This window comes from Peribacillus sp. N1, from assembly GCF_054600815.1.
Map to the genome: position 1 here is coordinate 34,550 of NZ_BAAHZO010000005.1, position 12,355 is coordinate 46,904.

General features: G+C 39.2%; 11 protein-coding genes. 2 read left to right on the forward strand and 9 right to left on the reverse strand.

Annotated features, from left to right (window positions below; genetic code table 11):
- Window positions 1-26: 26 nt before the first annotated feature.
- The 5 genes from ACYP5M_RS18660 to ACYP5M_RS18680 form a co-directional block, all read right to left on the reverse strand.
- Entirely contained in the window at window positions 27-1,238 is a 1,212-nt protein-coding gene (locus tag ACYP5M_RS18660) for a competence protein CoiA (RefSeq protein WP_459735389.1), read from the reverse strand.
- A 98-nt stretch (window positions 1,239-1,336) separates the two neighbouring features.
- The gene (gene cls, locus ACYP5M_RS18665; RefSeq protein WP_459735390.1) at window positions 1,337-2,845 is read right to left on the reverse strand and encodes a cardiolipin synthase; all 1,509 of its coding nucleotides are present in this window, start codon (window positions 2,843-2,845) and stop codon (window positions 1,337-1,339) included.
- 113 nt (window positions 2,846-2,958) lie between these two features.
- Window positions 2,959-3,627 carry an adaptor protein MecA gene (mecA, locus tag ACYP5M_RS18670; RefSeq protein ID WP_034314498.1) on the reverse strand — a complete coding sequence of 223 codons (669 nt, stop codon included), beginning with the start codon at window positions 3,625-3,627 and terminating at the stop codon, window positions 2,959-2,961.
- Window positions 3,628-4,121: 494 nt separating this feature from the next.
- Complete coding sequence (gene spxA / locus ACYP5M_RS18675; RefSeq protein ID WP_034314502.1) at window positions 4,122-4,517, reverse strand: transcriptional regulator SpxA; 396 nt, start codon at window positions 4,515-4,517, stop codon at window positions 4,122-4,124.
- Between the two features lie 1,151 nt (window positions 4,518-5,668).
- Window positions 5,669-6,250, reverse strand: a complete 582-nt coding sequence (locus ACYP5M_RS18680; protein WP_434168875.1) for a GNAT family N-acetyltransferase — start codon at window positions 6,248-6,250, stop codon at window positions 5,669-5,671.
- 96 nt (window positions 6,251-6,346) lie between these two features.
- Between ACYP5M_RS18680 and ACYP5M_RS18685 the strand changes: the two genes are divergently transcribed.
- The gene (locus ACYP5M_RS18685) at window positions 6,347-6,535 is read left to right on the forward strand and encodes a hypothetical protein (protein ID WP_101224111.1); all 189 of its coding nucleotides are present in this window, start codon (window positions 6,347-6,349) and stop codon (window positions 6,533-6,535) included.
- Window positions 6,536-6,585: 50 nt separating this feature from the next.
- On the opposite strand, the gene ACYP5M_RS18690 is transcribed toward ACYP5M_RS18685, so the two are convergent.
- On the reverse strand, window positions 6,586-7,731 hold the full coding sequence (locus tag ACYP5M_RS18690; protein ID WP_230177444.1) for a putative glycoside hydrolase: 1,146 nt from the start codon (window positions 7,729-7,731) through the stop codon (window positions 6,586-6,588).
- 565 nt (window positions 7,732-8,296) lie between these two features.
- Here ACYP5M_RS18690 and trpS point away from each other — a divergent pair.
- Window positions 8,297-9,283, forward strand: a complete 987-nt coding sequence (gene trpS / locus ACYP5M_RS18695; RefSeq protein WP_101224113.1) for a tryptophan--tRNA ligase — start codon at window positions 8,297-8,299, stop codon at window positions 9,281-9,283.
- Window positions 9,284-9,316: 33 nt separating this feature from the next.
- Here trpS and ACYP5M_RS18700 read toward each other — a convergent pair whose 3' ends face one another.
- The 3 genes from ACYP5M_RS18700 to fabF all read right to left on the reverse strand — a co-directional run bounded on the left by ACYP5M_RS18700 (window position 9,317) and on the right by fabF (window position 12,327).
- A complete protein-coding gene (locus tag ACYP5M_RS18700) occupies window positions 9,317-10,072 on the reverse strand; it encodes a YjbA family protein (protein WP_034314514.1) in 756 nt (251 codons plus the stop codon).
- Window positions 10,073-10,180: 108 nt separating this feature from the next.
- Window positions 10,181-10,951 carry a DUF2268 domain-containing putative Zn-dependent protease gene (locus ACYP5M_RS18705; RefSeq protein WP_260356932.1) on the reverse strand — a complete coding sequence of 257 codons (771 nt, stop codon included), beginning with the start codon at window positions 10,949-10,951 and terminating at the stop codon, window positions 10,181-10,183.
- 137 nt (window positions 10,952-11,088) lie between these two features.
- Complete coding sequence (gene fabF / locus ACYP5M_RS18710; protein ID WP_101224115.1) at window positions 11,089-12,327, reverse strand: beta-ketoacyl-ACP synthase II; 1,239 nt, start codon at window positions 12,325-12,327, stop codon at window positions 11,089-11,091.
- Between the last annotated feature and the right edge of the window lie 28 nt (window positions 12,328-12,355).

Here is a 12,355-nt window from a genome sequence, read left to right on the forward strand (position 1 = left end):
TGAATTCAAGATAAATAGAGATGTTATCACTGATTATACTGGATATTCCCCTTTTCCATCATCAATTTATGCTTATCATAAAAATTTTTTTCCAAAATTTGAGCTTGATCACTGGTGAAGGGCAGGGTAAATTCCCTTTCAACTTTAAAAACCCCTTTTTCCAGCTTTGATAGATAACCCAATTGCTCCAAAATCATGATATATTGACCTACAGGATACTCGATTGGTTTTTCATGAAGCAATGGCAATGGTCTGAGCTTTATTTCCCCTTTTTTTGAGCGCTTTCTAAAAATGCAGATAATATCAGCCATAGAAATCTTTTCCCCTGTTCTTTTCTCTTGAAACACATCCATGTATAACCATGCCTGCCATTCGATCGAGGCAGTATCGATCAACAGCATCCCCCTGACGGGAACACCCACTTCAACGGGAAGTGTCGCTGGTGTAATATGATGTGAATAAAGCTCTTCGAAAAAAGGATCGCATCTGCGTGCTGTTTTCACTCGATGCAGGGACCAGCCATTTCGTTTATATCTCCAAGCAGGCAGAAAAGGGAAAACAAAGCAATTTCGGGGCAATGCCCGACTAGGGGGAAGGAGCTTTAAAGAAGCTGTTGTCAATTCGGCTAAGACGGTTCTAGAGGTAAACGGAGTGAGGTTCTTCAATACTGATAAATGATCAGTTTCCGGACAGTACATCCAAAGAAACGGATGATGGAAGCTGCCGGTGACGAAGAGCCATTGGAAGCGGGTTAAACTGAATTCATACAAGCTTTTCCTTTTTAAGCGTTTTGCAGCGAGGATCCAGATTGGCTTGATGCCTATGCTTTGGTAGGCTCTTGTCCTTTCCATGAATTCCACCTCGGGGATAACTGAGCATTGAAATTCTATTGCATAGCGATTGCCTCCTATCACAGCTAAAATATCAGCCCTTTTCTTAATTTCAGGAAGGTAGGCTTCTAGATCCACTTGGTAACCATGTGATAATAACCACTGAAACAATTTTCTTTTTCCCATTAAATGATAGGCGGATTCCGGTTCTGAAGAAGCACGGCATGAAGAATTATTTTTATGCGCGAAATGAGGAATCCTGACGTTTCCCGCTTTGATGGTCATTTCCATCTTGCAGCATGGACAGTAATAATCTGCCGCCGATTTTCTCCATTCATCAATCTCGTTTGCCGGTATCTTTTCAGGGAGGGTAATCCAAGTTCCATCTTTCTTTATCGCGGTTAGCATACATCTCCTCCTCATCCACTACATTCGCCTGCTTCGCTTAGGATTCCTTTTAATCCGCAAAAAAAAAATGCCTCATCGGCATAAAGTAAAGTTGCTATCTAAAGAAGGGGTGAAAGCAATCGGCATGTGGACTCCAATACTTTCAAACCGAAATTCCGTTTGGAAAACGCATCAATCTCCACTTCTTGAGATACCTTTATATCTTCCAAAAAATCATTCACCAACTGCCGAGTACTTTCCGTCCTGTAGAGAAAAGCATTGACTTCGAAATTCAGGTGAAAGCTTCTCATATCCATATTGGTTGTCCCAATTGACGCCAATTGGTCATCAACGATGATGATTTTACTATGCATGAAGCCATCATTATATTGGAATATACGAACTCCGGAAGCGAGCAATTCGGGAAAATAAGTTCTCGAAGCATGAAATACGATACGTTTATCGGGGTTCTTCGGTACGAGCAGCCTGACATCCAAACCACTTAAGGCAGCTACCTTCAACGCTTGAAAGATATCGTCATCAGGAACGAAATACGGAGAGGCAATCCAAACTGACTTTTCTGCCGAAGTGATCATTTTAAAAAAAATGCTTTTAATGATCGTCCACTCACTATCCGGCCCGCCGCCAATCAATTGAACTCCGCCATGTCCATGATGGTTCGGCAGGCCAACCATGAGATATTCATCACTTAAAAAACTATTATTGGTGCTATAATACCAATCCTGCAGAAATATGAGCTGTAAAGTCCTGACCGCTTCCCCCTTTATGATAAGATGCGTATCCCGCCAAGAACCGAATTTCTGATCTTGTCCCAAATATTCATCCCCAATATTGAGACCGCCGATGAAACCGACAGAGCCATCTATCACAATTATTTTACGATGGTTGCGAAAGTTGAATGTATTATTTAATAAAGGGAGATGCAACGGACCAAAAGCAACCATTTCAGCTCCCGCACTCCTCAGTTCATCGATATATGAACGAGCTAACTTCCAGGAACCAACCGCATCATAGAGAAACCTGACCTCTACCCCTTCTTTTACTTTCTGTATCAAGATGTCCTTTAGCAGACCGCCAATGCGGTCATCCCTAACAATATAATATTCCAAATGAATATGATGTGTGGCTTTTTTTAATTCTTCGATGATATTGGAAAATGTCTCATCACCATTCCTTAAAACCCGGGTTTCAGTCGTAAATGAAATAGGGCTATTACCCAGCCTATTTGCAAGAGTGATTAACTGCTGAGGGTTCTCGCCCATTTCCTTAATTCGGTCATTATACTCCGCCTCGCCGCCTATTTTAACGAAACTCTGTTTATCCAAAAAGTACTTCTTGCGAAATATCCTTTCTTTCCGAAAATGACGGCCAAACAAAAAGTAAAAAATGAAACCGATGAATGGGAAAGCGCAAAAAATAACCAGCCATGTTATGGTCTCGATGGGATCTCTGTTTTCCAGGAAAATGTTGAATCCAATTATCACCAAGAAAAGGGTCAATATAAGGCTGGAATAAAAAATCACCCTGCCATCGACGCCATTTATTAGAAAATACCAAGAGCCGACCAACAAGAGAATTAGCAGACCGATGCCAACTATATTCTTCACCTAGACTACCTCCAATTAACAAACACAGGCACATGATAAATACCTCCCTGCTGAGGTAAAACACTCATTCTTGGACGAAAAGGCCGATTTCTACTGAAATCGGCCTCAACAGTCTATGCGAAATATTTATCGACCGTTGTGAATACATCATTTTCGATAACTATCTTCCCGTACTCTTCAAGCATGTGCACCGTTATAGGTGACTCCTGACTATATTCCAATAAAAGACTTAGAACATTATCGATTTCTTCCTCATCAATTTCTGCCTCGGAAAATTCGATATAAAGATAATATTTATTCTGATAAACATAAAGTTTAGTCGTCCAGTCATCCAAGCCATGACGCTTGCTTAATGAAATGACATCTTCAAAATCCTCGAAAGTCGTGATGAATTCAATCATACCATCTTCGAATGTCATACCGCTTTCTTCATCTTTCCCATGAAAATGTTGATCAAGAAGCGTATCCATCTTGTCTGATACATTCAAATCCCTTAACTTATCATCTGAAAGAGGCAGCTCGAGTTTCTGACCATCTTTGGCAAGCTGGGCTTTTGTGACCAAAACTTCCAAGCCTTTTTCAAGGGCTTGAACTTGAATCCATAAAGGTCCTTCAATCATGAATTCTTCTTCTTGATGCACTTCATCCATCATTTCCCAAAAAAGTTCCTCACTTCGCTCACGGCTGTACCAAATTTCTTCGCGATCAAAGCCTCTTTCCTCAATATCTATATAGGAAATATAAAATTTAACTGTATCATCATTAATGCGTTCGATTTCCATGATTCCCCTCTCCCTTCCTATCTCATTTTGAAGGGATAATAACCCCCAAGCGAAAATTGCTCTTAAAAGCTCTTTACCCGTAAGTGAATACTGTAAATCATGATAGCCATTAAAACAGACTATTTTACATCATTTTATGACAAAACCTTGAAGAAGGGAAATAAAAAACATTACTTATCTAAAAAACAATTGTTTGCCTAATATTCCATTCATTCTATAAAAAAATTCATCCGCATGCAACTATCATAATGCTTTCTTCAATTTTAAACTTCCTGCCATTTATGCCTTATTATATACACGGCATGATGGTGTGCATTCTTATTTTTTCTTTAAATGATGACCGGTTCAAGGAACCTGCTGCAAATCCGAAACGTATGCTGTCCCCTATGAATCCTGTTATGTTACCCGTCATTAAGTAAAAAAAATCAGCGGAAAATCGGTTATGTATAAAGAAAAAGCCCTGCACATTTCCTGGCAGAGCTTGAAAGACCTTATTAGTTGACCATACGTTGTGCTTCCCGTAACTGGAAGGTACGAACTTTACGTGGTAAAAAGCGTCTTATCTCATCTTCGTTATAACCAACTTGAAGCCGTTTCTCGTCAAGGATAATTGGACGTCTCAACAGACCAGGATTTTCCTTGATCAATTTATATAGTTCTTGAAGAGGCAGGCTCTCTAAATTTACGTTTAACTTTTGGAAAGTTTTTGACCGTGTTGAAATGATTTCATCGGTTCCATCTTCAGTCATTCGAAGAATTTCTTTAATCTCATCAATCGTTAACGGTTCTGAAAAAATGTTTCTTTCTTTATATCCAATCTCATGTTCCTCTAACCATGCTTTTGCTTTCCTGCATGAAGTACAACTAGGTGATGTATATAATGTTACCATGTTTACTCACACTCCCTAAATATAGAATCGGTGATCTATGAGGGGAAATCTACTATTAGTATTCATAAGTACCACTCTAATTTGAAATAATTTTAATTAAGTATTTCATTTTCTTTATTATACACTAAATTATTTAAAATGAATACCCTTTTTGATATTTGGAAAAATCCTTATAAACTTCTAGTTTAGCCTGTACTATAGCTTTTTCTGTTTTTTATGTAATACATTAAAACCGCTTTTTCTAATTGAAAATACCTACCTGCCATTCTCAGTTAACTCTCAATTCGGCCCTCATGATTTTTTTATTAACTCGTTACTTTTATTTACCCCCCTATCTTTGTCAATAAACAAGAACATGTTAATATATTTTCTTTAACAAAAAGCAAATTCCTCCTTTTACAAGAAAAACCATTCTTTTAGCACATATATTTCCAAAAGTAAAAAAGTAATTCGAAAAAATCGGCGATAAGTGAGTAATCTACCATCCGAGAAGTTATAGATATTCATTTGCCTGCAAAAAATGCACAATAAGAAAAGACAGTTTGGCTGCACTCGAAAAAACCATAACAGTTGTTTTCAGAAATCCGCTCCCTTTCCCGCCGACTGTCTGCAAGCCGCATCAAAGCACGCGACTCCGGGGTCCCGGCTAGCCAGTTTTTCGGCAGCAGTGTCGCAATTTTCTTCAATCTATTGGGGGTTTTCATAGAATAGTAAAAAGCCCTAAACGATAACCTTTTATAATCGAGGTTGGGGTGGGACCTATTCCGACCTCCTTTATGGACAAATTTTAAGAAAGAACAGTTTGCCTCAATTTTTCTTTAAAAAACTTCCAGATGGTTTCTGCTGGAGCACTTTTTTCGGCCCTTACTGTTCTTTTTCGACGTACTGAGCTGTTTTTTCAGCCGTTCACGAATTTTTTCGACCTACACCATACTTTATTCGACCTACACCGCACTTTATTCGACCTTCCACGAATTTATTCGACCTTCCACGAATTTTTTCGACCTACACTGCACTTTATTCGACCTACACCGTACTTTATTCGACCTTCCCCGTACTTTATTCGACCTACACCGTACTTTATTCGACCTCTATACCGTACTTTTTCCGACAAACTAAAAAGGGCCGGTTAAGCGCCCGGCCCCTTTTTTCTAAATTTCCATCTCTTTAAAAATATCCGTTTCCTGACTTGCATTCAAGCTTAGTACATCCTCTACATCTTGATAAGATTTCCCATATAGGTCATCATCTTTGTAGGTATGGATTTCAGAATAAATCTCTTTCATGAAATCAAATACGTCTTCTTCATCAACCGATTGGTTTGCTGGCCAATATAGGATTTCCATAGGCGTATTCTCCTTGGTGGCAAGGGATTTTCTGCTGTAGGTAATTGAAGAGGCATGCTGGAATCCTTCCCTTTTATAAAATTTCAGCCTTTTCAATGTATCGTCATCATTTTCTTGTACTGGTTCTACTTCCAGCAAGATCGTTTTCTGCTTTTTTTGCAATTTTTGAATTAATTTCCTTCCTAGTCCCTGACCCCTTGAATTCTTTGATACAAAAAGGTAATCAACGAATATAAACTCTTCTCCTTCCACATATAATAAAACATGGTCGGGACCTTCATCCTTTTTATATATTTCCTGCTTATCTTCTAAAAGAACTTCTATATGTTCTTTGGACTTCATTTCTTCAATAGGGAAATACTGGTTCAACTTATCATACCAATTCATAAATTAATCTCCTCATTTGCTAGATTATACTTTCCAGATTTTTTCTTATCCACTACAATGGAACTTGAATAGCTTGAAAATATTAGGAGGGTTTTGATGATCAGTTACTTTTTGGACTTTTTTTTAGTCGCTGCTTGCGTTATTGGCATTACAGCTGTGAATGGCGTTGTGACGAATGGCATCGGCGAAAAATGGTTTGGCGGGAAACGTCACTCTCATATTTTCGATCAATCGAAACGAATTCAGTCAGGGTGGAGTAAAGTTGGCGGGAATAAAAAGCGGTAATTCAGAGAGAAATTGGATGACCGGAAGTTCTTCCAAGGTCATCCTTTTTTTCATGGGGTATAGTCTACTCCCTTTGTATATCGATTTGCCGCATTCCATAATAAGTATTCATCAATACCATTATCGTTCAATGCTTTTATTTGGGCTTCCACTTCTTCCTTTCCGTACCTTTGGTAATTCCCTTCACCTAAATATGAGGCAGTAAAATCTTGTAGCCAAGGTCTTGAAGTAGGTGGGGTTTTTAATTCCTTCAGCTTCCCGTTCTCCAATTTCGCATATTCCTTAACGAGATTATAAGGCTCCAAATCAGGCTTATCGATACCAAAATAAGATGTCCAGTGACTCGGATAGATCATCGAGGAAATTACATCGACATTCTCAGAGATTTTTGTGAAGTTTTGCCCTATTCCGGGAGCTTCAGGCAATGTAGCTGCATATCCAAAAATATCCACAGATACTTCCACATCATATGGCTCCAGTTGTTTCCTCGCATAACTTACGAAATCTGTCACTGCCTGAACCCTTTTGGCTGTATGACTCACTTTCGCTTCATCATATTCACCGACATCATATTTCAAATCATCTTCTTTATTTTCGAATCCTTCGGGAAAACGGACATAGTCAAATTGAATTTCTTTAAACCCCATCTTTGCCGCTTCAATGGCAATACCGACATTATAATCCCACACCTCTTTTAAGAATGGGTTAACGAAGGCTTCCCCTCGACCATTCCTCCAAACCTTTTCGCCATCTAAAAAAGATAATTCAGGCTTCTCTTTGGCCAAAAGTGAATCTTTAAAGACGACTACCCTCGCAATCGGATAAATCTGTTTATCCTCCATTTTTTTCAGCATTGCCCTTGGATTTTTTATGTAGTCTTTACCAATCCCAGCATATGGAGAATCTGGATCTTCGGTTTTAAACGTAACGTTCCCCTTGTCATCCTTAATGTCAATGACCATTGCATTCAAGTCGGTTTCATCTACATATCTAATAAGTTCATTCAATTTATTGCCGCCCGCTGCAGGCCCTGTAACATATATTCCTCGCACAGCATCCGGATAGTCGAATTTCAACCCCGAATCAAAAACAAAACGCGGTACGCTCGCAGGCAATTCTTTATTTTCTAATGCCACCTGCCTGGTTTCGTTCATGCCTTCTGCATGAACTGGCTGTTGAATCAGGAATATGCACATTCCTGTCATCAACCATTTACACATTGGTTTCATTTTCTCCACCTCATTCGCCATCAGTCATCAATATTCAACAAATATAATAAACCCCTTTCTTTAATACCACAAACAATAAACTTTACTCCTATATATTATAAATAATTAAAAAAACTGACTTACAAAATGAGAATACGTTCAACAACGCGGTTATTCCCTTGTGAGTATCCTTCCCTAAAATGGTCCGCTCATTGTGAAATATGTTAAACGGATTGATTTTCCTTGAACCCTTCATTTCTTCCATATCTAAAAAAAGAAGCGGAAAATCCGTTCTATTGGCTTGTTTGCCGTTTCGATTATACATTTAATATGAATAAATGCTAAAATACAGTATAGTGGACATTTCGTATTCTTAAAAATGGCATCGATACAGGACAAAACGGCCCTCCACAAGATTTAAATGAGCATTTCCCCATCACAGGAATATGCACATTTCTTTCAAAGAAAGTGGATTCATTTTCTATTTATCCTTACAATAATGAAGAGCGAATATCCATTTATCAATAAACGCATTTAGAGGAGTGACTAGCAGTTGAAAAGGATTTTCTCCGGCATTCAGCCATCCGGTTCCGTTACTTTAGGAAATTACATCGGAGCAATGAAACAATTCGTTAACTTACAAAATGAATATGAATGTTTCTTTTGTATTGTTGACCAGCATGCAATTACAGTTCCACAGGATCGCATTAAGTTAAGGAAGAACATTAAAACATTGGCCGCTTTATATTTGGCCATTGGCTTAGATCCTGAAAAGAATACTATCTTCATTCAATCAGAAGTACCAGCACATGCCCAGGCAGGCTGGATTTTACAGAGTATATCCTATATTGGGGAACTTGAGAGAATGACGCAATTTAAAGACAAATCAACTGGCAAAGAAGGGGTTTCCGCAGCACTGCTTACTTACCCGCCGTTGATGGCTGCCGATATCCTCCTTTATGGTACAGATGTGGTTCCTGTCGGGGAGGATCAAAGACAGCATCTTGAATTGACACGCGATTTGGCTGAACGGTTCAATAAAAAGCATAATGATATATTTAAAATCCCGGAAATCAGCCTCCCTACAGAAGGGGCCCGTATCATGTCCCTTCAAGAACCAACCAAGAAAATGAGCAAATCCGATCCTAATAAAAAGGCAACGATAGCCTTATTGGATGATCCTAAGCAAATCGAAAAAAACATCAAGAGCGCAGTTACCGATTCGGAAGGAATTGTCCGTTACGATAAGGAAAACAAAGCGGGTGTTTCCAACCTTATGTCCATATATTCCATCTTCAGTGGAAAAACCTATACAGAAATTGAAGAGATGTATGAGGGCAAAGGTTATGGTGACTTTAAAAGTGATTTGGCTGAGGTGGTTCTTGGAGAAATCCTGCCAATTCAGGAACGCTATAATGAATTGATCGATTCGCCTGAATTGGATGAAATTCTGGACCGCGGTGCAGAAAAGGCGAACATTGAAGCCAATAAAATGATCAGAAAAATGTATAATGGCATGGGACTTGGCAGAAAGAGATAAAAAAAAGACGATCCTCAACGGATCGTCTTTTTTTCATAATATCGATGGGCTATCGCCAGCCTCCACTTGCCACAGCTTTTCAAAAAAAGGCTGCCCCTTCACAAGGTTTTCACAAAGTTGAAGATGCTTCTCTGACCAGCCTTCCTTCATTTCTTCATATAATTCAAGCCAAGCTATCTGAAAATCCATTTCTTGAATGCTTTCATATTTCTCAGGAGCCCATTCTGTATACCAATAGCGGATTTCAGCAGTGTTTTTCGCCGTGAATAATTGGTCCATGGCCATGAATAGCAATTGCTTAAGCTGTCTTTCTTTTCTTGTCAAACCGTTCATGAATAAGGGAGACGGCGACAAAATATGATATTCTTTCTCAGATGTAGGTTTTTCAGTAAAGGTGTAATCCATCTCATCATGGTTTTCTATCATGTCATAAACAATTTGTTCCTGCCGAGGAATTATTCTGCTTTTCCTAATCGGAATATGATACCCTATCGTATCAACAGCTAAGATTCCATTTCCGTCAGTCACGATAAAACAATAGTCGAGCTGAATTCGTTCATGATTTTTCCTTGCATATGCTTTTTGATATACATCATTCAGCAGTGGCTTAGGTAATTCTGACAAGTCGTTTTCTATGTAGTGGAACAATGTTGATGACACTTTCAACAAAGGAACTTGATCTAGTAGTTCGATCCCGTCATCCTTCCTCCATTCATGAAAATGACAAATATTATAGCCGTTTTCTTCTCCTTCAAACCAGTTAACCCATACATCATGAAGATATAGCATCATTCATCCCTCACTTAAACAAATTTCTGTTTGTCAATCAGTATAGGCAGGAACCATACAATTTATTCCTATTCTAGAAAACAGATTAAGAAAAAAAGAACGTATATATTAACTCTTTTTAGATAGGAATTCTTCAGATTGAATAATGAACGATTTTTTCACAGAGAGTTTCTCAGAATTTTTCACCAGGTAATAGCCACTACAGTATCCAAGCATATATGGATATCCTTTCATCCCGAGCAGAAGTGTATCATGAAGAGGATCTGTACGTTTTATCGTGTGCTTTTCCTCTAAATGCTTGCTCCAAAATTCTCTTAGTTTATCTTCCTGATATAACTTAGTCCAATTTGCTAAAAATTTTGTTCCTAAATATTTCCCCACCGTTCTTTCCGCCAGTCCTTCCATGATCATCGTATCCAGGAGAGTGAATTCTTTTTGGTCCTTTTTCAAATGATGCAGACGGCAAACATGATGATATTCATGAATCAACAGCGCCTCCATTTCCTTTTCGGCTATCCCCTTTCCGTAAAAAAGGAATAGTTTATCTTTAAATGCCAGCCCTGACTTCGTTTCAACTTTTTTATTCCATATCCCTGAAGACATCAGCGGAAAAATATATATGGGAACATCAGGCCCACCCCATAGCTTCTTATAAGCTGTAAACAAGCTTTGTGTTTTTTCCCAGACATTATTTTCGTTTAAGTCTTCCCATGTTTGTTTTGTTTTTTGATTCGGCGAATACATGCCATGCTTCAATAAATGATGATAAATCATGTCCGCATCAAGGGTATTGTTGAATGTACTTTTAACTCTTTCCATCATCTGGACCGGGCGGTTGAAATCCTTCTTCATCCATTCATTGGTTGAAATGACTCCCATTTCCCATACACCTCCGCTTCTATTGACTATCGTATGATTTAAAGAAGGCGGTTGACACATTTTATATCCCTTGTATTGGCAATTTTCCCTTCAACATAAAAAGAGCAAATCCCTAAAGATCTGCTCTTCCTTCAAACTTATTGATATTTTTTGAAAAGGATAGTTGCGTTATGCCCACCGAATCCAAGTGAATTACTGATGGCTGCACTGATTTCGCCCTTCCTTGCTTGATTCGGGACATAGTCCAAATCACACTCAGGGTCTGGTGTTTCAATATTGATGGTTGGAGGCAAAATGCTGTCCCTGATTGCCTGAATCGTGAAAATCGCTTCCACACCGCCTGCTGCCCCTAACATATGGCCCGTCATCGATTTAGTGGAACTTATTGCAAGTTTATTAGCATGGTCGCCAAAGACTTCTTTGACTGCCATCGTTTCGTATTTGTCATTGTAAGGCGTACTCGTTCCGTGGGCATTCACATATTGGATGTCTTCCGGATTCAAACCTGCATCCTCGATTGCAATTTTCATCGCTCTTGCCCCGCCTTCTCCACCTGGTGCCGGAGCGGTAATATGGAAGGCATCTCCAGTTGAGCCATAGCCAGCTATTTCAGCATAAATCTTGGCTCCTCTATTCAATGCATGTTCAAGATCTTCCAGAACGATGATTCCAGCTCCTTCGCCTATTACGAAACCATCACGGTTAAGATCAAAAGGACGGCTAGCCGTTTGTGGATCAGGGTTTGTCGATAAAGCCGTATTTGCACAGAAGCCTGCAACCGACATTTTTGTGATTGGCGCTTCGGCCCCGCCTGTAATCATCACATCGGCATCGCCCCGCTGAATGGCTTTAAACGCATCACCAATTGAATTAGTTCCTGTAGCACAGGCTGTTACCGTACATGAATTGATTCCTTTTGCACCCAGTAAGATAGAAACCTGGCCAGCTGCCATATCCGGAATCATCATTGGTACGAAAAATGGGCTTACCCGTTTGTATCCTCTGTTTAAAAAGTTTTCATGCTGTGTCTCAAGTGTCTCCAGCCCGCCAATACCCGAACCGATCCAGACCCCGACACGTGCAGCATTTTCATCGGTTATTTCCAGCTTGCTATCATTATATGCCATAACGGAAGCTGCAATTGCATAATGGGTAAAACGGTCCATTTTGCGTGCTTCTTTACGATTTATATATGTTTCTATATCAAAATCCTTGATTTCAGCAGCCACTTTAACGGGATATTCTTCAGCATTCAAACGAGTTAAAGGTCCTATCCCCGATTTCCCCTCGATTATATTTTTCCATCCAGTTTCTGCATCATTACCAACTGGAGAGATTGCTCCAATACCAGTTACAACTACACGGCGATTAGTCATTTAAAAATGGCTCCTTCCTATTTTTAAA